This window comes from Paraburkholderia franconis (genome assembly GCF_009362735.1).
GTDB classification, from domain to species: Bacteria; Pseudomonadota; Gammaproteobacteria; order Burkholderiales; family Burkholderiaceae; genus Paraburkholderia; species Paraburkholderia franconis.
In genome coordinates this window covers 1-22,279 of sequence record NZ_WHNP01000077.1, presented here as the reverse complement: position 1 = coordinate 22,279, position 22,279 = coordinate 1, and the positions used below count along the sequence as shown (strand labels likewise).

The 22,279-nt window shown below is 61.8% G+C and carries 22 protein-coding genes and 1 pseudogene; 11 read left to right on the top strand and 12 right to left on the bottom strand.

The annotated features are described in order from the left end of the window. Window positions 1-154: 154 nt before the first annotated feature. Window positions 155-601, bottom strand: coding sequence for a cupin domain-containing protein (locus tag GCT13_RS39620; RefSeq protein WP_152767364.1), 447 nt, complete (start codon window positions 599-601; stop codon window positions 155-157). A 274-nt stretch (window positions 602-875) separates the two neighbouring features. On the opposite strand from GCT13_RS39620, the gene GCT13_RS39615 reads away from it, so the two are divergent. Together GCT13_RS39615 and GCT13_RS39610 are read left to right on the top strand one after the other, a co-directional pair. Next, a complete protein-coding gene (locus GCT13_RS39615) occupies window positions 876-1,301 on the top strand; it encodes a VOC family protein (RefSeq protein ID WP_152767363.1) in 426 nt (141 codons plus the stop codon). A gap of 166 nt (window positions 1,302-1,467) precedes the next feature. Then, window positions 1,468-2,415: a LysR family transcriptional regulator gene (locus tag GCT13_RS39610; protein ID WP_152767362.1), complete on the top strand. Its 948-nt coding sequence runs from the start codon at window positions 1,468-1,470 to the stop codon at window positions 2,413-2,415. Here the strand turns inward: GCT13_RS39610 and GCT13_RS39605 are convergent. The 6 genes from GCT13_RS39605 to GCT13_RS50695 form a co-directional block, all read right to left on the bottom strand. Then, window positions 2,412-3,302 (bottom strand): LysR family transcriptional regulator, encoded by an 891-nt coding sequence (locus GCT13_RS39605; protein ID WP_152767361.1) that lies wholly within the window; start codon window positions 3,300-3,302, stop codon window positions 2,412-2,414. The two genes, GCT13_RS39610 and GCT13_RS39605, sit on opposite strands and share 4 nt — an antisense overlap. Window positions 3,303-3,432: 130 nt before the next feature. Next, the gene (locus tag GCT13_RS39600; protein WP_321574917.1) at window positions 3,433-3,639 is read right to left on the bottom strand and encodes a tautomerase family protein; all 207 of its coding nucleotides are present in this window, start codon (window positions 3,637-3,639) and stop codon (window positions 3,433-3,435) included. A 26-nt stretch (window positions 3,640-3,665) separates the two neighbouring features. Further along, window positions 3,666-3,896, bottom strand: coding sequence for a tautomerase family protein (locus tag GCT13_RS39595; protein ID WP_152767360.1), 231 nt, complete (start codon window positions 3,894-3,896; stop codon window positions 3,666-3,668). 26 nt (window positions 3,897-3,922) lie between these two features. After that, window positions 3,923-5,332, bottom strand: coding sequence for an MmgE/PrpD family protein (locus GCT13_RS39590; protein ID WP_152767359.1), 1,410 nt, complete (start codon window positions 5,330-5,332; stop codon window positions 3,923-3,925). Between the two features lie 151 nt (window positions 5,333-5,483). Next, a complete protein-coding gene (locus tag GCT13_RS39585; protein ID WP_152767358.1) occupies window positions 5,484-5,795 on the bottom strand; it encodes a DUF4148 domain-containing protein in 312 nt (103 codons plus the stop codon). Between the two features lie 215 nt (window positions 5,796-6,010). Beyond that, a complete protein-coding gene (locus tag GCT13_RS50695) occupies window positions 6,011-6,139 on the bottom strand; it encodes a hypothetical protein (protein WP_265335332.1) in 129 nt (42 codons plus the stop codon). Between the two features lie 190 nt (window positions 6,140-6,329). Between GCT13_RS50695 and GCT13_RS39580 the strand changes: the two genes are divergently transcribed. Then, window positions 6,330-6,881, top strand: coding sequence for a thioredoxin family protein (locus GCT13_RS39580; protein ID WP_152767357.1), 552 nt, complete (start codon window positions 6,330-6,332; stop codon window positions 6,879-6,881). Window positions 6,882-6,952: 71 nt separating this feature from the next. On the opposite strand, the gene GCT13_RS39575 is transcribed toward GCT13_RS39580, so the two are convergent. Beyond that, window positions 6,953-7,966, bottom strand: a complete 1,014-nt coding sequence (locus tag GCT13_RS39575; protein WP_152767356.1) for a D-cysteine desulfhydrase family protein — start codon at window positions 7,964-7,966, stop codon at window positions 6,953-6,955. A 325-nt stretch (window positions 7,967-8,291) separates the two neighbouring features. Next, window positions 8,292-9,803: a CoA-acylating methylmalonate-semialdehyde dehydrogenase gene (locus GCT13_RS39570; protein ID WP_152767355.1), complete on the bottom strand. Its 1,512-nt coding sequence runs from the start codon at window positions 9,801-9,803 to the stop codon at window positions 8,292-8,294. 105 nt (window positions 9,804-9,908) lie between these two features. Between GCT13_RS39570 and GCT13_RS39565 the strand changes: the two genes are divergently transcribed. The 4 genes and pseudogenes from GCT13_RS39565 (at window position 9,909) to GCT13_RS39550 (ending at window position 15,759) form a co-directional block, all read left to right on the top strand. After that, window positions 9,909-10,850, top strand: a complete 942-nt coding sequence (locus GCT13_RS39565; protein ID WP_152767354.1) for a LysR family transcriptional regulator — start codon at window positions 9,909-9,911, stop codon at window positions 10,848-10,850. A gap of 50 nt (window positions 10,851-10,900) precedes the next feature. Continuing rightward, a pseudogene (locus tag GCT13_RS39560) lies at window positions 10,901-11,092 on the top strand (3-beta hydroxysteroid dehydrogenase); the annotation flags it as partial. Between the two features lie 495 nt (window positions 11,093-11,587). Beyond that, entirely contained in the window at window positions 11,588-14,173 is a 2,586-nt protein-coding gene (locus GCT13_RS39555) for a PAS domain S-box protein (protein WP_152767353.1), read from the top strand. Between the two features lie 296 nt (window positions 14,174-14,469). Further along, the gene (locus GCT13_RS39550; protein WP_152767352.1) at window positions 14,470-15,759 is read left to right on the top strand and encodes an MFS transporter; all 1,290 of its coding nucleotides are present in this window, start codon (window positions 14,470-14,472) and stop codon (window positions 15,757-15,759) included. A gap of 79 nt (window positions 15,760-15,838) precedes the next feature. On the opposite strand, the gene GCT13_RS39545 is transcribed toward GCT13_RS39550, so the two are convergent. Then, window positions 15,839-16,882, bottom strand: a complete 1,044-nt coding sequence (locus tag GCT13_RS39545; protein WP_152767369.1) for a LacI family DNA-binding transcriptional regulator — start codon at window positions 16,880-16,882, stop codon at window positions 15,839-15,841. A gap of 114 nt (window positions 16,883-16,996) precedes the next feature. Here GCT13_RS39545 and GCT13_RS39540 point away from each other — a divergent pair, with 114 nt between their 5' ends. The 3 genes from GCT13_RS39540 to GCT13_RS39530 all read left to right on the top strand — a co-directional run bounded on the left by GCT13_RS39540 (window position 16,997) and on the right by GCT13_RS39530 (window position 19,664). Continuing rightward, entirely contained in the window at window positions 16,997-17,830 is an 834-nt protein-coding gene (locus tag GCT13_RS39540; RefSeq protein ID WP_152767351.1) for an NAD-dependent epimerase/dehydratase family protein, read from the top strand. Between the two features lie 208 nt (window positions 17,831-18,038). Continuing rightward, on the top strand, window positions 18,039-18,341 hold the full coding sequence (locus GCT13_RS39535) for a hypothetical protein (RefSeq protein ID WP_152767350.1): 303 nt from the start codon (window positions 18,039-18,041) through the stop codon (window positions 18,339-18,341). A 252-nt stretch (window positions 18,342-18,593) separates the two neighbouring features. After that, window positions 18,594-19,664 (top strand): hypothetical protein, encoded by a 1,071-nt coding sequence (locus GCT13_RS39530; protein WP_152767349.1) that lies wholly within the window; start codon window positions 18,594-18,596, stop codon window positions 19,662-19,664. Between the two features lie 140 nt (window positions 19,665-19,804). Here GCT13_RS39530 and GCT13_RS39525 read toward each other — a convergent pair whose 3' ends face one another. Further along, window positions 19,805-20,662 (bottom strand): oxidoreductase, encoded by an 858-nt coding sequence (locus GCT13_RS39525; protein ID WP_152767348.1) that lies wholly within the window; start codon window positions 20,660-20,662, stop codon window positions 19,805-19,807. Window positions 20,663-20,779: 117 nt separating this feature from the next. Here GCT13_RS39525 and GCT13_RS39520 point away from each other — a divergent pair, with 117 nt between their 5' ends. Beyond that, a complete protein-coding gene (locus tag GCT13_RS39520; RefSeq protein ID WP_152767347.1) occupies window positions 20,780-21,709 on the top strand; it encodes a LysR family transcriptional regulator in 930 nt (309 codons plus the stop codon). A 280-nt stretch (window positions 21,710-21,989) separates the two neighbouring features. Here the strand turns inward: GCT13_RS39520 and GCT13_RS39515 are convergent. After that, window positions 21,990-22,279 (bottom strand): transposase (locus GCT13_RS39515; RefSeq protein WP_152761409.1); only part of this gene is annotated, 290 nt, incomplete at its 5' end.

The window sequence follows — 22,279 nt, the reverse complement described above, 5'->3', positions numbered from 1 at the left end:
TGCCCATTCTCCAATGCGTGCAGCTTGCAAGTATGCACGACGTCGAATTTCACACCAACAGGGCAAACGTTTGTATCGAGCAAGTTTTTACAGACGCAAGCGCTCGCTTAGACAGTCGGGTTGGCTATCCGCGTCCTCACGCGTGCTGTCCCGCTCATTGCGGCACAGCGGGCACCAGTCCGTAGGCGGACATGACGGCGAAAAGCTTCGCGCGATCAGGTGGACCGCCTGCATCGATCACCGCGCCGACATCGCGGAAGTACTGCGCCCCTATGTCAGGTGTAAGAACGATAAGCGCGCGCGCCGTTGTGGCGTGGGGATTGCTGAACGCATGCACCGATCCGCGCGGCGTGTGCATCCAGTCGCCAGGCGCGAGATCGCGGACCGCGCCATCGACGGCATAGCGGAGCGTCCCCTCCAGCACATAGACGCACTCTTCATTGTTCGTGTGACTATGCGGCGGCGGCACGCGCGAGCCAGGTGGCACCGTCAACTCGAACACGCCCATTCCGCCCGTCGCGGTTCCGTCGATCAGATACCGGATCGTCAATCCACCGATCGTGATCGGCTCGCTTGCCGACGCCGTCGCGTTGTCTGTCATTCCCGGCTCCTTCTGTCGCGCACCGCGCGCGCATGAGTACGATCAAGTGTAGATGAGGGCCGCGCGTCTGCAATAGACGCGTATTCCAGCATGGCCGCGAGGCGTTTGCATCATGGGCCGTGGCGCGGTAATCGCCATGCCATGCCCTTGCACGATGCCCCGATAGCAAATGTCCGTTTCTTGCCGCTCAAGAATCTTCGCGAGTTCGCGTTCCTATAATTGCACCGATCGCGCCGAAAGCCGCGATCGCCTCGACTGCACAGGAAAACCGAAAATGACGACCCAACCGCTCACCGCCGGTATCGATCACGTGGGACTCACCGTTCGCGATCTGAACATGACGCGTGACTTTTTTATCAATTGCCTCGGCTGGACACAGGTCGGCGAAAAGCTGGACTACCCCGCCGCCTTCGTATCGGACGGCAAGATCATAGTGACGCTCTGGCAAGTCACCGATTCCGCCAACCGCATCGAATTCGACCGCAAGACGAATGTCGGGCTGCATCATCTGGCGTTTCGTGTTCGCAGCGAAGAGGAACTCGGCGCAGTGTTCGAGCGAGTGTCCCGATGGCCGGGCGTCAAGGTCGACTTTGCGCCGGAGAACCTCGGCGCGGGGCCCAAGCGGCACACGATGATCTACGAACCCGGCGGCATCCGGCTCGAATTCGATTTCGATCCGCGCATTCAGGTGAATGCCTGAACGGAAATAGCGGCCGCATTCGTGTTCCATTCTTCAGCGAAACCGCTCGGTCCGTTAGCTATCTCTCGCGGTGATACCCCTATCAAAACAAACCGCGCGTTCTCGCCGGAATCCGTTGCTAAAGTAATGGCGGTGCTGTGAAGCAGCAATGGAACCGGGATTGGACATGGACCAGCTTTACATGTTGAGAGCATTCGTCACGGCGGCGCAGCATCAGAGCTTCAGCAAGGCGGCCGCGTCGCTCGGCGTCACGACGGGGTCCATTTCAAAGGCCATTGCAAAGCTCGAAGCGTCGATCCAGACCCGCGTGCTTCATCGCACGACACGATCCGTCACGCTCACAGAAGAGGCGCAATCGTATTACGTAAGCTGCTGCCGTCTGCTCGAAGAACTCGACGAAGCCAATCGCCGCATTACTCGCGAGCGCGAAGTGGACAGCGGCAAGTTGCGCCTCGCCGTTCATCCGACGCTGATCGGCGAGATGTTCTCGCACTTTCTCGCCGGCTATCGTGCGATTGCGCCCAACGTGAATCTCGTCGTGTCGATACACGAAGGTGCCGTCAATCTCTATGACGGACAGTTCGACATGGCGATGCTTCCGCCGCATCAGGTCGAGCAGTCGGCCGTGATCAGGCGGACATTGTTCAGGTCGCCACGGATGCTCGCGGCATCGCCCGATTACCTCACCCGATACGGCACGCCTGGTTGTGCAGCCGATCTCACTGCGCACTTTCTGCTACTGCCTTCGCAGTCGCGGCAGCAAAACTCGAACTATGTGCAGATGATCGAAGACGGCGAGCCGGTGCAAGTGATTCCCGCCTCGTCGATGGATGGCAATGATGTGCTGCTGCGCGCGGCGGCACTCGCGGGCGCCGGCATCGCGGAGCTACCCGAAGCGATGGCGCGTGAAGATCTTGCGAAGGGCAAGCTCATTGCCGTTCTGCCCGGCTGTTCGCTGTCGGATAGCGAAGTCGAGATCTGCTTGTTCTACTCGTATCGAGAACTGCTTCCCGCGCGATTCAGAACATTCGTCGACCTTTGCACGGAGTTCTTTCGCCGCAATAGCGGCAGCCGGCGCACCAGGCTCATCGATACCCACGCGCAAGCAGCCTAAGCGGCGGCCATCACAACGGGCCCGAGCCCCGAACGCGCCACCTCGACGAATGCGTGCATGGCGCTCGATACATAAGCATCGTGTCGGCGAATAAAGAGCGTCGAGACGCGTTCCGTGCTCGCGGCGACAGGATGGATCGCGACGATGTCCTGCTCGGCTGCGCGCGTGACGACGCCGCGAGGCAGCAGCGTAATGCCTATGCCGGCCGCGACACACGCGATGATCGCATCCAGCGAACCGAATTCGAGCGGTGTCGCGGTGACGATGCCCATTTCCGCGAGCAGCGCTTCGAGCCGCTGACGATACGAGCAACCGAGCCGGAACACGATTGTCTTGAGATCCTTGACGGCGGGTAATGCATCGACCGAGCGCACCGTGCGTGGCGTCACCAGCACGAGTTCTTCTTCGAAGATCGTCTCGGCATGCAGATCCGGATGATCGACAGGCCCTGCAACGAATGCGCCGTCGAGCCTGCATTCCGCGACGTCTTCCGTGAGGCTGCAACTCGTGCCTGTCGTCAGCGACAACCGGACTTGCGGATAAACGCGCGCGAAATTACTCAATATGGGCGATAGCCTGAGCGCCGCCGTGGTCTCCAGCGTGCCTAATGCAAGCGTGCCCGAAGGCGGTCCGTCGTCGAGCGCGGCGAGCTTTGCATCAGCAAGCAGCTTCGTCATGCGCGCGGCGTACGGCAGCATCCGTTGCCCGGCGGGCGTGAGGCTGACACCGCGCACATGACGATGAAACAGCGCGACACCGATTTCCCGTTCGAGAGAGCGGATTCGCGCCGTTACATTGGACTGGACCGTATGAAGCTCTGCGGCCGCCCGGTTCATGCTGCCGTGACGGGCAACCGCCTCGAACACCTTGAGGTCGGCAACATCCATGCTGTGCACCTCTATGAGATCGACAGGACCGTTCGCCGCAAACGGCAACGTAAGGTGGACCTCATCGTACACCAAAGCCTGAATGCGCACTGGCGGAGTAAACGTGCTGCCGCGCGTGACACGCATGCAATTAGCCTGTCGCCTCTTCTCTGAAGTCCTCTCCATTGATACGGCTCGACACACTGATATTGGCGGGCGGATGTTCATGCAGGATCACGTTGATGATCTTCGGGTCCGAGCCGATCGAGTCGTGCGTCACCTGGATGATGTCGCGAATGAGCTGCTCGCGACGCGCGAGCGTCAAGCCCTGTGTGATATGGCATTCGATAAAAGGCACAATGGTTCTCCTGTCTCCTGCAACGATTATTTGAGTCGGCTAATCAGATCTTTGTCGTTCACCGCGCCTTCGACGTACTCGGGAAGATGCTCGCCGTGCTCGACGAAGTTGATGCCTCTGCCTTCGCGAAAGACGATGAAGATGTCGTTCCTCGTCTCGCCTGTTGCCTCGCTGACTACGCGCAGCAGGCCCGCTGCCAGCCGGCGTTTCTGTTCGTCTGTTCTGCCGTACCGCATATCGCACGAAATAAGGGCCATTCGAATCTCCTGAATACCTGAATCGACTATTGAATGCCGGGGTGCTTTGCCCGGAATCCTGCTTCTTGACTCACCTTCGCGAGGAGTTGCATCAACTCCGCGACGGAGTGCGTTTCCAGCGTTGACACCAGATCGATGATCTGGCCTCGAAGCGCTTCATCTGCGTATTGCTCGCTCAACCAGTTGAACTTGTCGACCGTGCGTTCCCACGTCAATGGATTATCGAGTCCGCCTTCGAAGCCCACATGTTCTTTCGAATACGCGCGTCCATTGCGGCATTTGATCGTTATGCGCGTGTTCAAGGCGTGCGGATATTGAGCGGAAAACTCCGCGTCGGGACGTACCGCCACCCTCTTCAACAACGCTTGCGCATCGGTGGCCTGGATACGCGCCGGTTCGAGTTGCGCAGGCCCGACCTGATCGTCGAGCAGCGCCGCAGCGATCAGATACTTGAGGTTGTAGTCGGCCTGCTCTTTCGTTTGCGGGTCGTCTTTTGCACCGAAGCCTCCGCCGCCCGCGATGTCGTATCCCGTCTGGAAGATGTCGCAGACCACTTCTTCTACATCGCCGCTCGTCAGGCCATGTTTGCGCTTCAGTTCCAATGTCGCTTCAAGCACGGGCTGACCGTGAATCAGCGAGCAGTACTTCTTCATGATCGTCTGATGCACGACGTCGAGCCGCTTGTCGTCCCAGTCGATATCGAGCGGCTGATCGAACATGCGCACGAGCCCATTGGGGCCTTCGAACAGGCGAAGCGGGCCCGTCAAGCCGCGTTTGGCCAGCGACGCCGAGTAGACGGCCCGCATGCCCGTGATGCCCGGAGAAAATCCCTTCCATTGCGACACGGGCTCGGAATGCACGCACGAAAGCGAGATGTTGTCGACGGTTGCGATCGCGATCGCATGGGCGATCTGATCGGCGTTCAGGCCGAACAGCTTGCCCGCCCCTGCCGCCGACGAAATCGCGAGTTGAATCGCGTGATTGAAGCCCTTCGCCATCACGGGGACGATCGCGGTGATGCGGCATCCGATCTCGTATGCAACCGCCAGTGCGAGCATGAAATCCTCGCCGCTCGCCGATGCGTGCTCGGCTGCCGCGAGTATCGCGCCGAAGTTGTCGCTCGGATGACAAAGCCCGCCGGGCGACATATAGCTGTCGAGCAGATCCACGTATCGTACGAGACCCGCGTTGTATAGCGCGGCCTGATCCGGCGAGGTCGTGCCGCCGCCTATTAGCGTGCATGTGCCGCCGCCGCGATACTCGTCGAACTGTTCTCTGAGCGCCTTGAACGGCGGGCCCGGCAGTGCGGCAATTGCGCAGCCGAGGCTGTCGAGGATGTTGCGCTTGAACACCTGACGCGCCTGCGGCGTGAGATCGGAGAAGCGCGCTTCGTGGGCAAATTTGCCTATACGTTGCGCAGTGGTGAGGGTGCTCATTGGCCGAAAGTCTCATGAAGAACTGATGGCTCAATGTCGCACCCGTCATCCGGAAGATCAAGTGAAGGGTTTGAATACGGCTATCTGCCCGGCAGATACCTCGCTTGCCCTCTGCGTGCAAGCCCTGCTTCGACGCATCGGCACATGTCGATCAAGGGTGGGCGTAAACCGGACCGAGCCCGATGATCTCTTTCGCGTTCGCAGGCGATCCCGACGCCGATGCCGTATCCGCAGGCGCGCCATAGGAGTTCGCCACGGCATTACGCTGTGCATCGATACGCGCGAGAGCAGCCTGGATGTTCTGCGGATATTGCGTCTGGTCGCTCGCCGGGTTGTAGCCGGCCTTTTGCAATTCGACGAGTTGAGCGCGCACTTCGGCACGCGTGACAGGTTGATTCGATTGAGCGAACGAAACAGCGGGAAGAGCGATAACGGCGGCAATAGCAAGCGAGCGGAGTTTCATGGTTTCTACCTCACGAAATGGATTGATTCACAAGTAGCGGATCGCCATCGATTTCAGACTTCAACCAGTAGCGATCCCTGACGTGTAGATAGTTAAACCGGTGGAAGTATCTGCTTTGTGTCCGGCATGAATCCGTATTGCAGCGGTTGGTATCCGCCTGTGTCGCCTATACGTAGAGATACAAAACGCTGCGCGGCCACGATCGTTCGATCTAACTACATCTGCAATTTACGGCGCTTCTCGAAAGGCCGGCTCGCGCTGATCAGCGAGCACTGAATGGGGTGCGCGATTTCGACAGCGAGTCCACCTGCAAGCAAGAAGAAGATAGCCAACAGACGTTTCATGTTTTTCTCTATCGTTTGTCAACGTCTGTTTTATAGCCCAATCGGCGCGGTCAATTGTGTCCCAATGTATCGCGCGCCGCCTCTGATACATAGCGATGCAAACGCCCGACAGTCCGACACAGCCCCGATACGCACAGTCGCTTCAATACGGTCATTCCTTCCCGCTTGTCTTTCACTAAAGGACGCCGACATGCTCACCCGACTCAAGACCGTGACTATCTTTGCCGCATTGGCCGCTATCGCCGCTTTGGGCGCGACGGTCGCCAACAGCGGCGCCGCGACGACCATGCCCGTCGAACAGAACAAACCGGCACCGGAATTCACCGGCATCGACAAATGGCTCAATAGCGAGCCGCTTACGATGCAGCAGTTGCACGGCAAAGTCGTGCTGGTCGACTTCTGGACTTATACGTGCATCAACTGCATCCATACGCTGCCTCAGGTCGAGAGCTGGCATCAGAAGTACAAGAACCAGGGTCTCGTGGTAGTCGGTGTCCACACGCCCGAGTACCCGTTCGAGCGCGACACGAAAAAGGTCAGCGCGGCGATCGCTAAATATGGCTTGCACTACCCTGTCGCGCAGGACAACCAGTACGCAACATGGAACGCGTACGGCAATCAATATTGGCCGGCGTTCTATCTGATCGACAAGAAGGGAGGCGTGGTCTATAGCCACTTTGGCGAAGGCGACTACGAGAAGACGGAAGCCGCCATTCGGGAACAACTGGCTAAAGCGGACTGACGAAAGCCGGGCGTTATCCGTGGCGAGCAGAACGGATAACGCCTGACGGCGGTCTCGTTTCAAACGTGTAGTTAAAACGCGCTGCGATATGCGTATAGCCCAGGCAGACCGCCTGTCATCAGGAACAGAACTTTCGAGCGCGGCGCAAATGCATGGCCTCGGATGCTCTGCAGAAGGCCGGCGAACGCCTTCCCGCTGTACACGGGATCGAGCAGCAGACCTTCGACGCTCGCCAACAGCCGCACGGCTTCGCGCATCGCATTGGTGGGTATGCCATAGCCTTCGCCACGCTGCCCGTCCTCGACGATGACGCTTCCTTCCGGCAACGCCACGCCGGGCCGCAGCAGCGCAAAGGTTTCGGCCGCCTTTACTTGCGTATTGGACAAAGTGTTCTCTCGCGTCGCCAGTACGTTGTACGCGAGTACACGGGTCGGGTCTTCGCCCATCGCCGCCATGCCCGCGACAACGCCAGCCTGCGTACCGCCGCTGCCATTGGGCAATACGATGCGTTCGAAGGTGAGATGCGCGTCGTGCGCTTGCGCGAGGATCTCCGCGGCACACGCCGCGTAGCCGAGGCATCCCGTCGCCGACGAACCACCGAGCGGAGCGAGATACACGTTGTGGCCGGCCTGGCGCAGCTCGTCGGCGCGTGTCGTCGCAAATGCCATCGCGTCGGCATTGCCCGGCAAATCGTGTATGCGAGCGCCCAGCAGCGTATCGAGCAGGATGTTGCCATTGTCCAGGTAGTCGTTGTCATAGCGCGGCACCGTGCGCGTCAGAACCAGCTCGCAGGCAAGACCGGCTTTCGCCGCCGCGGCCGCCGTGAGCCGCGCGTGATTCGATTGGCGCGCTCCAACCGTGACGATCGTATCCGCGCCCTGCGCGATCGCTTCACCGATGAGGAACTCGAGTTTCCTGAGCTTGTTGCCTCCGCCGCCGAGCCCCATGAGATCGTCGCGCTTCACGTAGATATCGACGTCGCCCAGCGCCTTGCTCAAACGGCTCAGATGCTGGATGGGCGTCGGCCCTTCAATCAGTGGGTAGCGCGCAAATGCGGTGAGATCGAGTGAACGCGATGCCGACATGCTGATATCTCCGGGCGTGGTGAGTGTGATGTGTCGGACGCATGTTAGCCGAAACTACCCTGCTTCCGCCGAAGGAATCGCAGCGCGAAAGCGTTCCTCTTCTGCAGGAATGCGCGAGCCTTGCAACACTATAGGCCGCGCTCGTCGACCTTCCAGTGACGAGCGCGGCGTCGCGAAAGCGGACGCCATAGTGGTCATCGATATTGTGGAAGTTGAGAGATTCGCGTTTCATTGCCTGATCCTCTCTAACATCAGATATCAGATGAAACCATAGGCATGGCGGCCCTTGTGGAGGGCCGCACCACACTCAAGATCGGATCTCGCGTTACTTCGCGGTCGGCATTGCGAACTCAGCGCCCTTCTCGATGCTCTCGGGCCAACGCTGCATGATCGACTTCTGCTTCGTATAAAAGCGCACGCCTTCTTCGCCATACGCGTGCGTGTCGCCGAACAGGCTGCGCTTCCAGCCGCCGAAGCCGTGCCAGGCCATCGGCACGGGAATCGGCACGTTGATGCCGACCATGCCGACCTCGATCCGGCGGCCGAATTCGCGCGCAATGTGGCCATCGCGCGTGAAGCACGCGACACCGTTGCCGAACTCGTGCGCGTTGATCAGCTCGACGGCTTCCGTGAAGTCCTTCACGCGCACGCACGCGAGCACCGGCCCGAAGATTTCTTCCTTGTAGATGCGCATGTCGGGCGTGACGTTGTCGAAGAGCGTGCCGCCTGTAAAGAAGCCGTCTTCGTGGCCTTGCACTTTCAGGCCGCGCCCATCGACGACGAGCGTCGCGCCTTCCTTCACGCCCTCGGCGATATAGCCTTCGATCCGCTCCAGCGCCTGCCGCGTGACGATCGGGCCCATTTCCGCATCCGCTTCCATGCCGTTCCTGACGATCAGGTTGCGCGCACGTTCCGCGAGCTTCGGGATGATCTTGTCGGCCACATCGCCGACGAGAAGCGCCACCGAAATCGCCATGCAGCGCTCGCCAGCGGAGCCGTACGCCGCGCCGACCAGTGCGTCGATGGTCTTGTCGAGATCGGCGTCCGGCATCACGACCATGTGATTCTTCGCGCCGCCGAGCGCCTGCACGCGCTTGCCGTGCTTCGCGCCCGTCTCGTAGATATAGTTCGCGATGGGCGTCGAGCCGACGAAGCTCACGGCCTTCACGTCCGGATGCGTGAGCAACGCATCGACGACGACCTTGTCGCCCTGCACCACGTTGAATACGCCGTCGGGCAATCCCGCCTGCTTCAGCAAACCGGCCATGAAAAGCGATGCCGACGGATCGCGCTCGCTCGGCTTCAGAACGAACGAATTGCCCGCCGCGATCGCAACGGGGAACATCCAGCACGGCACCATGCATGGGAAGTTGAACGGCGTGATCCCCGCAACGACGCCGAGCGGCTGCCGCGTCGTCCAGTTGTCGATGCCCGTCGAGACCTGCTCCGTGTAATCCCCTTTGAGCAGTTGCGGAATGCCGCACGCGAACTCGATCACGTCGATGCCGCGCGACACTTCGCCTTGCGCATCGGAGAACACCTTGCCGTGCTCGGCCGTGATGATGGCCGCCAGTTCGTCGCGATGCCGGTTCATCAATTCGAGGAAGCGCAGCATGACGCGCGCGCGGCGGATGGGCGGCATATCGCGCCACTTCGAAAAGGCGGCCTTCGCGCTCGCGACGGCGGCTTCGACATCGGCTGCCCCGCCCAGCAGCAGCTCGCGGGCTCGCGCGCCCGTCGCCGGGTTGAAGACGGGTTGGCTGCGCGTTCCCGTTCCGTTGACTCGTTCGCCGTGGATGAAATGTCCCACGTCTGCGCTGTCGATATAGGCTTGCATGTCGGCTCCTTCGTGATTGGCGTCAGAAGCAGTGTATGAAGCAGCGCCGCCACTGGAAAGACGCTACCATTGAAATCAATGTTTTCTATGGTGAACAATCGGTGTATGGATACGCAAAATATCGAGGAGCTCTGGACGCATCTGCATTGGCTTACAATGCTCGCCGAACAAGGCACCTACACGGCGGCCGCCGCGCGTCTCGGCGTCAGCAAGGCGGCGATGAGCCAGCGCATCGCCGAGCTGGAGCGCGCAGCAGGCATCTCGCTCGTGCAGCGCACGACGCGCAGCGTCCGCCTGACGGAAGCGGGCCAGCAACTCGTCGACAGCACGCGCAGCCAGTATGCGCAGATCGCCGCCAGCTTCGCGCAGGTCCGCGAACTGTCGGGCGTGCCACGCGGACTGGTGCGCGTCACGGCGCCCGTCGCCTTCGCGCGGCAGCAGCTCGTGCCGAAACTCCCGGAGTTTCTGCAGGCCAATCCCGAGGTGCGCGTTCAGCTCGAGGTGTCCGACAGGCTCGTCTCGCTTGCAACCGAGGGCTTCGACCTTGCGATACGCCACAGCGCAGAACCACCCGATACGCACGTGGCCTGGAAACTCTGCGACACGCATTCGGTGATCGTCGCGACGCGTGCCTATCTGCGCAAACGCGACATGCCGAAGACTCCCGAAGACCTGGCTGCTCACGATTGCCTGTTTTACCCGCGTTCGACGGGAGAGCCGATGTGGTCCTTCGAGCGCAAGACCGCGCGAAAAAAAGCAGCGCAACTAGTCACGCTGCCCGTCACCGGGCAGTTTTCGGCAAACAACAGTGAAACGTTGCGCGATGCCGCAATCGAAGGTCTCGGCATTGCGCTGGTGCCCGATTTCACGGCTCAGGCGGCCGTGCAGGCGGGCAAGCTGGTCGTCGTGCTTCCCGACTGGCGCGTGACGGGCGCGTTCGCGGAACAGCTCTACATCTTGCGGCCGTATGCATCGCACGTTCCGCGCGCCGTCGGTCTCTTTGTCGGCTATCTGCGCGAGCGTTTCGCTGACGGGTTTCCCGTCTAGTCGCGCTATCGGCCGTCACCGTTCGCGTATCGCGTGACCAACGCCTTGGCGTGATCGGCCGTCGATTGAACGTGCCCGTGGTCGCGTTGTCGGCGGAAGAAGCAGCCGGCCACTTTGGATGGTTCACGCCGTTCGCGTCACTCGATATGCCGACGTCGAGCGAGCAAATGCGCGCACAACTCGATTGGAATCCAACGCAGCCTGGCCTGATCGCCGACATCGATCGTGAGCGCTATTTCGACCTGAGCGCTACTACTAAATCTGAGCGCTGCGAAGAGAGCGAGATAGACATCGAAGGCCCATATGGTCCAGTCAGTTCATCGCGAAGCACTCCCGTCTCGTGCCTTACTCTGTTTTCCATGCACGCCGACAGCGCTTCTGCTGTGGCCGCTATTTGCTGCATTGAGTCGCCCGACTCGCGCCATGCCCCGCTCGCAGAACCGCCTCTTCACGCGTTGCGTAGCTCGCGGCGCGAACGGCGTTCGTTTTTTATAATCGTTAATGTCGAATGCGGGCGCGCGCAACCAATTGACGTGTTCGACAAAGTGTTAAACGCAGAAACGCGCCAGCGTGTATAACCGTCGAAAGAGCGCCTCGCTTGTCCATGCATCGCGCATAGTCGGACTGTATGCTTGCGGCAGCCGTTAGCTGCGTCGCGAAAGCCGGACGGTTCAGGAACGGTGTCTGCGACGCTCTCTCAAGCGACCGCCCGCTGGCGTCGAACGGAGGCGCCCACGATGAATGGCAGTCAGGATCGACAGATCGACATTACCGATATCGCCGCGCAACTGAATCGCGAGCGTTCGGCCAATACGCGCCTGCGCAAGCTGATCGACGCGCACTCGCGTATCGCCGCCGCGAAGCTCGATCTCGACCGCTTCCTGTCCCTCGTCACCGATGCGCTGCTCGAACTCGTGCCAGCCGCGCATGCGTCGGTGGTCGAATGGGTGGAAGGCGACGAGATGGTGTATCGCGCGTGCAGCGGCACGATCGCGCATCACGTCGGGCTGCGCCTGAAGCGCGACGGCAGCCTGTCGGGCTTGTGCTCACGCGAAAAACATCTTTTGTACAGCAGCGATACGTCGAACGATCCGCGCGTCGATGCGCAGGCGTGCGAGCGTGTCGGCGCGATGTCGATGGTGGTCGCGCCGCTGCTCTATCAGGCCGAAGTGGCAGGCGTCGTCAAACTGATGTCGAGCAGACGCGACGGATTTTGCGCCGACGACGTCGAAACGCTGGAACGCATCACGTCGCTGGTCGCATCGGGCATGGCGCATCAGCGCGTGTTCGCGGAGAACCGCGCGCTCATCGAACAGAACGCGATCACGATCGCGCGGCTGCGCACCGAAATCAGTCTGCGCGAAGCCGCGGACAGCAAGCTCGAAGCGTCGCTGCTGCGCCGTCGGCTCGTGCTCGATACGACGCACGACGCATTCGTGTGCACCGACACGGACGGCATCATCATCGACTGGAACGACGCCGCGACGCGCACGTTCGGCTATGCACGCGATGCGGTGATGGGGCGCGCGATACTCGACACGCTGTTTCCGGCGCGCTGCAAAACGCACTACGCCGCGCTCGACGTGTTCAAGCTTGCACCGGAGCACGGCATGGAAAGCGCCTCGGGAAGCGCTGCGGACAAGAACGCGAGCAAGGATTCGAGCGGCCACGCGAGCCGCAGCCGCACTGAGCTTGTCGCGCGCCGCATCGACGGCTCGGAGTTTCCGGCTGAAGTGTCGATGTGTCCCGTGCAGTTCGACGGCCGCGCCGAGCTTGCATATTTCGTGCGCGACGTCACCGAGCGCTTCAACGCGCGCGAACTCGACAAGCGTTTTCGCGTGCTCGTCGACGCGATCAAGGACTACGCGATCACGATGCTCGACGCGCAAGGCCATATCACGACGTGGAGCGCGGGCTCGACGCAGGTGATGGGCTATCAGTCGCATGAAGTGGTGGGCGAACCGGCGGCCTTGCTCTACACGCCCGAAGACGTAGCCGCAGGCAGGCCGCAGCGCGACCTGGAGCTTGCCACGCGCGAAGGCCGCATCGAAGTGGAAGAGTGGCGCGTGCGCAAGAACGGGACGATCTTCTGGGCGAACATCATCACGACGGCGCTGCGCGATCCGAACGGTACGCTGCAAGGTTTCGCGAAGATCACGCGCGACATGTCGCGCCGCCGCCGGCTCGAAGAACTCGAAGCATCGAGCCAGCGAATGAGCCAGTTCCTCGCGCTGCTCGGACACGAGTTGCGCAATCCGCTCGCGCCGCTGCGCAACGCGGTCAGCATGCTGCAATTGAAGTCGGCGGATCATCGCGCGTTCGTGCCCGAGCACGAATTGATCGACCGGCAACTGTCGCATCTCACGCGGCTCGTCGACGATCTGCTCGACGCGGGACGTGTCACGCTGGGACGCGTGCAGATCGAGCCGAAGCCGGTGTCGATGCAGGCCATCGCGCAGCTGAGCATCGAAGGCAGCGCGCCGCTTCTCGCGGCGCGCGGGCAGACGCTCAACGTATCGCTGCCCGATGCGCCGATGTACATCGAAGGCGATCTCACGCGCATGGTCCAGGTGGCGCAGAACCTGTTGAACAATGCGTCGAAGTTCAGTCCGGAGGGGGCGTCGATCGGCATGCAGGTGTTCCGCTCGGGCCGCCTCGTCGCGATCCGTGTCGAGGACTCGGGGCGCGGCATCGATCCCGACGCGATCGACGCGATCTTCAATCTCTTCGTGCAGGAAACGCCGACGGAAGAACAGGCGGACAAGAGCGGGCTCGGCATCGGCCTGACGCTTGCGCGCGCGATCGTCGATCTGCATGGCGGACATATCGAAGCGCACAGTGAAGGACGCGGCAAGGGCAGCGCGTTCACCGTATGGCTGCCCGAATACACGCAGACCGTCACCGACGAACGCACACATGATGACAAGCCGGCGCCTGCGCAGCACGCCGATCTGAAGGTGATGGTGGTCGACGACAACATCGATTCCGCCGACAGCATGGCGACGCTCGTCGAGGTGCTGGGTCACGAAGCGCACGCCGTCTATGACGGCGAGGCCGCCATCGAATGCGCGCAGACGCTGCAACCCAATCTCGTGCTGCTCGATTTGTCGATGCCGAAGATGACGGGCTTCGAAGCGCTGCCGCATATCCGCAAGGCGCTTGCGGCGCCGGGCACGATCATCGCGGCGATGACGGGGCTCGGCACGAGCGAAGACCGCGCGAAAACCGAGGCCGCGGGCTTCGATCTGCATCTGACCAAACCCGTCGGCTTGCCCGAACTCGAAAACGTGTTGCAGCTGGCCGTGACGCACGCTCGCGATTGAAGCGCGCGCCGTACGGCAAGTACGCGACAGGTGATGCATCGCGCAGTCTCAAGAAAACGATTAACTTGCGCAACCCAAATAACTGGTAACGCCGTACCCTCGTGTGCACAGCATAGCGGAAAATACTTACTAGCCAGGCGGCGCCAAACCCTCTATTCTTAGAAAAACGTTTTCCAAACGAGACGAAAACACGCCCGCGCGGCACGCCCCGCCGCGCGATGCGTTCCGTCCCGGTGCTCGTCGCCGGCCATGAAAAAGACGCGGCGCGACGAGCGACGCCGCGAACGGAGACATACATGCAATCTGCCGTCGTCGGCGTCGTGCGCGTCGCCAGCCGCTTCCGCTGGACCGTCTGTGCGCTCCTCTTCTTCGCGACCGTCATCAACTACATGGACCGGCAGATCCTCGGTCTGCTCGCGCCCGTGCTCCAGCATGAAATCGGCTGGACGCAGGTGCAATACGGCCGCATCGTGATCGCGTTTTCCGCCTTCTATGCGATCGGCCTGCTGTGCTTCGGACGCGTCGTCGACTGGCTCGGCACGCGCCTGTCGTATGCGGGCGCGATGCTCGTGTGGAGCGTCGCCGCGATGCTGCACGCGGCCGTCGGCTCGGTGATGGGCTTCGCGGCCGTGCGCGCGCTGCTCGGCATCGGCGAAGGCGGCAACTTTCCGTCCGCGATCAAGACCACGGCCGAATGGTTTCCGCGCCGCGAACGCGCGCTCGCGACGGGCATCTTCAACTCGGGCGCGAACATCGGCGCGGTGTTCGCGCCCGCGATCATTCCGGCCATTGCGGTGATCTACGGCTGGCGCGCGGCGTTCATCATCATCGGCGCGATCGGCATCGTGTGGCTGGCCGTGTGGCTCGCGATCTATCGCCCCGCCGACCGCAGCGCGCAAGACGAAGCCTTCGACGAACCACGCGACGAAGTCGAAGCGCTCGACGCCCGCAACGCGAGCACCCGCGCTCCCGGCTGGGGCGAACTGATCAAGAAGCGCGAGACGTGGGCGTTCCTGATCGGCAAGTTTCTGACCGATCCCGTCTGGTGGTTCTATCTGTTCTGGCTGCCGAAGTGGCTCAACGAGTCGCGCGGCATGGACATGCAGCACATCGGCCTGCCCCTCGTCGTGATCTATGCGATCACGACGGTCGGCAGCATCGGCGGCGGCTGGATCTCGTCGACGCTGCTGCGCAAGGGCTGGACCGTGAACGCCGCGCGCAAGACGGCCATGCTGATCTGCGCGTGCTGCGTGCTGCCCATCGCGTTCGTGTCGCAAGCGGACAACCTGTGGGTCGCCGTAGGCATCGTCGGCCTTGCTGCGGCCGCGCATCAGGGCTGGTCGGCGAATCTGTTCACGACGGCATCCGATCTCTTTCCGCGCCGCGCGCTCGGCGCCGTGGTGGGTATCGGCGGAATGGCGGGGTCGGTCGGCGGCGTGCTGTTCTCGGAAGTGATCGGCCAGGTCCTGCAACGCACGGGCCACTACTGGGTGCTGTTCGCGATCGGCGCGCTGGCTTATCTGCTTGCGCTCGCAATCATGCACGCACTGACGCCGCGCATGGCGCCCGCGAAGCTCGATGCCTGAGCGTGCAAGGCTTGCATCGCGTGCACGCCGCGCTGCTTCGCGCGACTCGCATGCCGGCGCAAAGCGCGCGAGTCCGACGTCAGCCGCACGCTGCCGTCGACTCGCGCACGATCAGCCGAGGCTCGAACATCGAATGCTCCGTATCGGATCGGCCAGCGAGTCCGTCGATCAGTTTCTGCATCGCCAGTTCGCCCATCTTCTCGCTTTGAATGTCGATGGTGGTCAGCGCGGGCGCCGCGTATTCGCCGTAAGGCACGTTGTCGATGCCCGTCACCGATACGTCGCGCGGCAGCTTGAAACCCAGCGACGCCGCCTCTTTCATGAACCCGAGCGCGATCAGGTCGTTGTAGCAGATCACCGCCTGCGGCCGCTGCGGCCCGAGCATCACGCGCGAGCATGCCTGCTCGCCTGCCTTCGCAGTCGGCGCATGAGCGTCGTGCACGTCCAGCGTGAGCCCCGCTTCATCGAGACATTCGCGCGCGCCGCGTATGCGCTCGTCGTTGATGCGGGCCTGGCCAAAGCCGAGATAGGCGATGCGCCGGTGTCCGAGATTCAGCAGATGCCGCGCGAGCATGTACGTCGAGAGCCGGTTGTCGATGCCGACGCTCGGAATCGGCAGGCTCGGGCTGCGCCGCAGGAGCACGAGTGGCTTGTTGAGATCGAGCATCCACTGCGACTCTTCGTCGGGCATCCGCGAACTGACGATGAGCCCGTCGACGCGCTGCGCGAGCGCTTCGATCAGCGAACGCTCGCGCGCCTGGTTCTCTTCGGTATCGACGAGCAGCAGCGTGTAGTCGTGCTGGAGCGCGATGCGGTTCGCGCCCTTCACGACGTTCGTGAAGTGCGGATTGCTGATATCGAGGATCGCGAGCCCGATGGTGCGCGTGCGCCCCGTAATCATCGAGCGCGCAAGCGGATTCGAACGATAGCCGAGCCGCTCGATCGCTTCCTTGAGCCTCGCTTCGACAGCGGGAGAAAACCGTTGCGCGCCGTTCATGAATTTCGACACCGTGGCAACGGATACGCCGGCCTCGACAGCCACATCACGAATCGTCGGGGAAACTTTTTTCATGCGAAGGGTAACGTTTTCTTTTCCGTGAGGTGATTGTCGCAGAAAACGCATACGCGGGACATGCCGCGCTTCCGTTTTCGGCTTGTGAATCCGCGATTGACGTGCCATCGCAGTCGACCTTATAGTTGGAAAACGTTTTCCTCATTTTAACTCGAAGGAACACCCATGAACGAATCATCTGCTGCGCGGCGCAAGCCATTCCGTCGTCTGCTGCTGACGGGCGCGGCCGGCAATCTTGGCCGTCAGTTGCGCGGCGCCCTGGCCGATTGGGCCGACATCGTGCACGTGACCGACATCGTCCCGCCCGGCGATGCGGCCGCGCACGAAGAAACGAGCGTCGTCGATCTCGCGGACCGCGAAGCCGTGATGCATATGGTCGAAGGCGTCGATGCGATCGTGCATCTCGGCGGTATTTCGATCGATGCGCCGTTCGACGATCTGCTCGAAGCGAATATCCGCGGCACGTACAACCTGTACGAAGCGGCGCGCAAGCATGGCGTGAAGCGCATCGTGTTCGCCAGTTCGAATCACACGATCGGCTTTCATCCCGTCACCGAAGTGCTCGACGCCGATTCGCCGCATCGTCCCGACAGCCTGTACGGCGTGTCGAAGTGCTTCGGCGAATCGCTGTCGCGCTACTACTACGACCGCTTCGGCATCGAGACGGTGTGCGTGCGCATCGGCTCGTCGTTCGAAGAGCCGAAGAATTCGCGCATGCTCGTCACGTATCTGAGCTATCGAGACTTCATCGAACTGGTGAGCTGCTCGCTGTTCACAAATCGCGTCGGCCATGTGGTCGTCTACGGCGCATCCGACAATCCCGTCAAGTGGTGGGACAACACGAAGGCCGGCTTCCTCGGCTTTCGTCCGCGCGACAGCTCGGTGCAATTCGCCGAACGTTTCCCCGTGACCGCGCCGACGGCCGAACGGGACGACCCGGCGCAGCGCTTCCAGGGCGGCGCGTTCGTGCTCGGCGAGCCGCTCGCGCACGACCGCTAACGACCGCTGAACGGCTGCGCCTGTCGCAGCGCATCAAGCCATAGAGCACAAAAAAAGGGACGTGCGGCAAGCGCCGCGCGCCCCGTCGAAGTCGGCGGAAAAGCAGGCAATCTCCGCCAACCGTTCATTGCATAGCCGCAATCGAATTGCCGCCATAGTTTCGCAGCGTGTACCATGTGACCAGGGCAAAACCCAGTGGAGCATGATCATGGACAGGCACGCCGTGCATTACCGTCGCCATCTCATCATTCCACTAGCGTCCGTCGGCGTTCGCGGCTACGCGGCCAGCGTATTTGTCACGGGTCCAAGCGGACGGCGCAAGGCCTTTGGAATCCTCGGCTACTTTTCTTCCGAGGAAGAGGCGATCGAGTATGCGACGTCATGCGCGAAAGCGCGCATCGAAGGAAACCGGATGCCGGGCTTGCCGCGCAAGCTCAGTGCCGTCCGGCACTGGTTCATGCGTCACGGCATGCGTCGGCTGGGACTGTCCGACCCCACTGCGTGGGATTGATCGGACAAATGCGCGTCGAGCGGCGCGCTTCGTCGACATGTAAACTAAACCGAAGCGTTCGATAATCGGGAGGCTTCGACTGGCTCGCGGTGTTGCGTGCGTGCCGTCAACGCCCTTTTGAGAAGGTTTCGTTCTTCCGATTTCGCTCGTCTGTTCCAACCTCATCAGGTCCGCCAATAGCTGGCTTTCGTCTGATGATAGGCGCGGGCAGTCGTCTATGATGGCTGCTCTCGTCGCTGAACGATCGCACGTATGATGAATACCAGTAAAGTTTTGATGATCCTCGGAGGGCTTCTCGTCGGCGCGGCAGGCACGTCGTACATGATGCTGCTCCAGGCAGATCACCGCGCAGCGGATGAAGCGCGAGCCGGCATGGATGACTCCTCCTTGCAGGCTCCGAGCGCCAATTCCCGCGTCGGCGACAATCAGGTGACGGAAGGCAGTATCGATTCGTCGCAAACGTCCGGTGCGATCACGAAGGGGGCTTCGATCCCGCCTTCGGTTGCACAGCAACCGGCTGCGCCTGCTCCTGCGCCCGCGCCAAAGAAGGCCGCGCCGGAATCGGCTCCGCCTGCCGCGCAAGCGATGGCTCAATCGCAGTCCGCCGCGCCTGCCGCGCAAGCGATGATTCAGCCACAGCCTGCTGCGCCTGCCGCGCAAATGACAGCTCCGCGGCAGCCCGCCGAGCCTACCGTGCAAGCGCTGACTCAGCCGCAACCTGCTGCACCGGCTCCGCAAGTTGCGCCCGCGCCGCAGCCCGCCGCGCCCGCCGCACAAGCAATGGCTGCGCCGCAACCCGCTGCCCCTGCTGCGCAAGCCGCGCCTGCGCCGAAACCCGCTGCACAACCAAAGCCGGCACCGTCTACGGCGGTCGCCTCGGTCAATGCGCGGGATTCGTCGCGCGTGAAGGTGTCACCCGCACCGCGTGCGCAGCGTGAACGCGATGATCTGGAGCGACGCGTGATGATGCTCCAGGGCGCGACGCCGGAAACGGAGCAGCTGGTCCGGGAATCGGCCAAGCTCGATCCTTCGCTGCCGGCGCCGGACATGTCCGCGCTTCGTTCGAACACGGAGGTGCGCGCGCCGTATCAATCGAATCCGCCCACCATCGGGACGACGGGTCAGCCGGTGCGTGACTCGGCGAAGGCCGATCCCGCGTTGCCGCCGCCGGACACGACCGCCACCCGCGCCGCAATGAGCCGCGCCGCGACAACGGACCAGCCGGTCACATCAAGGCATACGAACCCGGTCGCCGCCGCGATGACGGATCAATTGGTCAAGGGTTCGGCCATGCTCGATCCTTCGCTGCCGCCGCCGAAGTAACGCGGACAGCGCCGATTACGCGATCGGCGCAGCAACGCAAACGCAACGGCGCCCCTGCTTTCGCAGCGGGCGCCGTTCGATTTATTTGCGTCCTGGCAGTTTGTCGATCGATCACCGGTCCATGAACGACCGATCGCAACTCAGACCGCGAAATCGGTCGATTGCGACAACGCCTTCCACGCCTCGGTTTCCGCCGTCACATACGCGTTCTTGTCCGCGATGGCCTTCAGCGTGTCCGTGCCGAGCGGCAGGCGCAGCGGCGGCGTTTGCGCGTCGGCCAGCGTGACGAGCGCGGTCGCCAGTTTCTCCGGATCGCCGGGCTGGTTATGGTTCATCCCGACAGCAAAGCGGCGCACGTTGCCCGACGTGTCGTCATAGTCATCGATGATGTCCTTGCCTACCACGAGCGACGACGCATCGAGGAAATCCGTGCGGAAATAGCCCGGCTCGACGACGGTCGCGTGAATGCCCAGCGGCTTCAGCTCGGCGTGCAGCGATTCCGTGATGCCTTCGACGGCGAACTTCGTCGAGCTATACACGCCGAATCCCGCTGCCGCGCGATAACCGCCAATCGACGACATGTTGATCACATGCCCCGAGCGCTGCTTGCGCATCACGGGCAGCACGGCGCGTGTCACATTCAGCAGACCAAAGACGTTGGTGTCGTACATGCGGCGCACGTCGGCGTCGCTCGATTCCTCGACGGCCGCAAGCAGGCCGAACCCGGCATTGTTGACCAGCACATCGATGCGGCCGAACTTCTCGACGGCCGCCGCGACGGCTGCTTTCGCTTGCGCCTCGTCGGTCACGTCGAGCGCGACGGGCAACAGCGCAGCAGATTCGCCGAGACGTTCGACGATCGCGCCGACCTTGCGCCCCGCTGCGACGACGGCATTGCCATCGGCCAGCGCAGCCTGCGCGATCAGTGCGCCGAGGCCGCGCGATGCGCCCGTGATGAACCAGACGCGCTTGAACTGCTGTTTCGTGACGTTGTTCATGATCTGCTCCTACGTTTGTGGTGAAAGTGAAACGAAGGATAGGACGTCCGATTCGCACAAACTAGCCGCATATTGCTAGACTGATAATCAACTTTTATTTGCGAATCGGAGCTGCCGATGAACGAGGTCCGCGCGATTTCGATTTTCGTCCGCGCCGCGACGCTGGGGAATTTGCGCAAGGCGGCCGTCGATCAGGGCATCTCGCCGCAAGCGGCCAGTCACGCGGTGATGCAACTGGAAAAGGCGCTGGGCGTCCGGCTGTTTCATCGGACGACGCGCAAGCTGAGCCTGACGGAAGAAGGACAACGGCTGCTGCAAAACGTGGAGCCCGCGCTCGCGATGCTGTCGTCGGCCATCGACGACGCCCGCCGCTCGAAAGAGGAAGTCGCGGGGCCGTTGCGCGTGAGCGCGCCGAAAGCGTTGGGACACGCGGTGCTGTGGCCTTCGATCCTCGAATTCGCGGCGCTTTATCCGGACGTGCAACTGGACGTCCGCTTCGACGATCACTTCACCGATCTCGTCGCCGATCGCGCGGATGTCGGCTTTCGTGGCGGATCGCCTCCTTCGGGCGGTGCGATCGCGCGGCGTCTGCTTCCCATTCAGTTGATCGTCTGCGCGTCGCCCGCCTATCTCGAACGGCACGGCACGCCGAAGTCCGTCGACGAACTCGACGCGCATCGCTGCACGGGTTATCGCCGCGCGAACACGGGCAAGCAGGCGCCGTGGGAGTTCCTGATCGGCAGCGAGATCGTCTACCGCGAGATTGCCGCGACGCTGTGCGCGAACGATATCGACGCGGAAACGGAAGCCGTTCTCGCAGGTCTCGCGATAGGCCAGCTAGGCAGCTTTTCGGCTGCCCCGCACATTCGCGGCGGACGGCTCGTGCCATTGCTCACGCAACATATGACGCAGCGCGAATCCATCTACATCTACTACCGGCATCGCACGGAGCAGCCGTTGCGCGTGAGAACGTTCATCGACTTCATGATCGGTCGGCTCGCGAACAACAAGGACTTCTTTCTCGAGCCATCGGAACTGCACGCTTGAATGCGTCCCGATTGCGCGAACAAAACTCGAAAAATGTCTCCGGCGCATGCAAAGGCGAATGAGAAAATGCGCAATAAACCGGCGAAAACGGGTGTCCGTCAAAAGTAATTTCCGGCTCATTCCGGCTATGACAAATGACTAAATAAAATGCCGGAAAATGAGGTCTCAACTTGCATATCGCTTATGCATAAAAGCACAGACGCAATTTAAATCGGAGATAAACGCTCCGTCCCCGCCTTTTAAAATAGCGCAACAATGCCTATTGATCAGGAATAAGTGTTCACGAGAAATTGATTTGAAATTTGGTGCCATAGCCGGATAGAAGCGCGGCGAGTTCGGCGTCGATGGTTTCCTTTGTCCAGGTGACGAAACGCCGCCAGTGGTATTTCATGTGCTTCCACACGATCTCAATCAAATTGAGTTCGGGACTGTACGGCGGTAGATAGAACAGGAGCGCCTTGTGTTCGAGAAACCAGCGGTCCAGCGTGTGCTGATCGATGCTGTGGTGAACGCTCGCGTTGTCGAGCACAATCACGGTGGGACGACCATCGCCCTGCTGGATCAGCGAGT

Coding starts and splice junctions, on each gene's coding strand:
- GCT13_RS39540 (WP_152767351.1), top strand. CDS start 16,997: ATGAACGAATCATCTGCTGCGCGGCGCAAGCCATTCCGTCGTCTGCTG.
- GCT13_RS50695 (WP_265335332.1), bottom strand. CDS start 6,139: ATGAAACGTCTGTTGGCTATCTTCTTCTTGCTTGCAGGTGGACTCGCT.
- GCT13_RS39545 (WP_152767369.1), bottom strand. CDS start 16,882: ATGCGTTTTCTGCGACAATCACCTCACGGAAAAGAAAACGTTACCCTT.
- GCT13_RS39615 (WP_152767363.1), top strand. CDS start 876: ATGACGACCCAACCGCTCACCGCCGGTATCGATCACGTGGGACTCACC.
- GCT13_RS39620 (WP_152767364.1), bottom strand. CDS start 601: ATGACAGACAACGCGACGGCGTCGGCAAGCGAGCCGATCACGATCGGT.
- GCT13_RS39590 (WP_152767359.1), bottom strand. CDS start 5,332: ATGAGCACCCTCACCACTGCGCAACGTATAGGCAAATTTGCCCACGAA.
- GCT13_RS39535 (WP_152767350.1), top strand. CDS start 18,039: ATGGACAGGCACGCCGTGCATTACCGTCGCCATCTCATCATTCCACTA.
- GCT13_RS39570 (WP_152767355.1), bottom strand. CDS start 9,803: ATGCAAGCCTATATCGACAGCGCAGACGTGGGACATTTCATCCACGGC.
- GCT13_RS39520 (WP_152767347.1), top strand. CDS start 20,780: ATGAACGAGGTCCGCGCGATTTCGATTTTCGTCCGCGCCGCGACGCTG.
- GCT13_RS39585 (WP_152767358.1), bottom strand. CDS start 5,795: ATGAAACTCCGCTCGCTTGCTATTGCCGCCGTTATCGCTCTTCCCGCT.
- GCT13_RS39565 (WP_152767354.1), top strand. CDS start 9,909: ATGGATACGCAAAATATCGAGGAGCTCTGGACGCATCTGCATTGGCTT.
- GCT13_RS39575 (WP_152767356.1), bottom strand. CDS start 7,966: ATGTCGGCATCGCGTTCACTCGATCTCACCGCATTTGCGCGCTACCCA.
- GCT13_RS39610 (WP_152767362.1), top strand. CDS start 1,468: ATGGACCAGCTTTACATGTTGAGAGCATTCGTCACGGCGGCGCAGCAT.
- GCT13_RS39525 (WP_152767348.1), bottom strand. CDS start 20,662: ATGAACAACGTCACGAAACAGCAGTTCAAGCGCGTCTGGTTCATCACG.
- GCT13_RS39605 (WP_152767361.1), bottom strand. CDS start 3,302: ATGGATGTTGCCGACCTCAAGGTGTTCGAGGCGGTTGCCCGTCACGGC.
- GCT13_RS39595 (WP_152767360.1), bottom strand. CDS start 3,896: ATGGCCCTTATTTCGTGCGATATGCGGTACGGCAGAACAGACGAACAG.
- GCT13_RS39580 (WP_152767357.1), top strand. CDS start 6,330: ATGCTCACCCGACTCAAGACCGTGACTATCTTTGCCGCATTGGCCGCT.
- GCT13_RS39530 (WP_152767349.1), top strand. CDS start 18,594: ATGATGAATACCAGTAAAGTTTTGATGATCCTCGGAGGGCTTCTCGTC.
- GCT13_RS39555 (WP_152767353.1), top strand. CDS start 11,588: ATGAATGGCAGTCAGGATCGACAGATCGACATTACCGATATCGCCGCG.
- GCT13_RS39550 (WP_152767352.1), top strand. CDS start 14,470: ATGCAATCTGCCGTCGTCGGCGTCGTGCGCGTCGCCAGCCGCTTCCGC.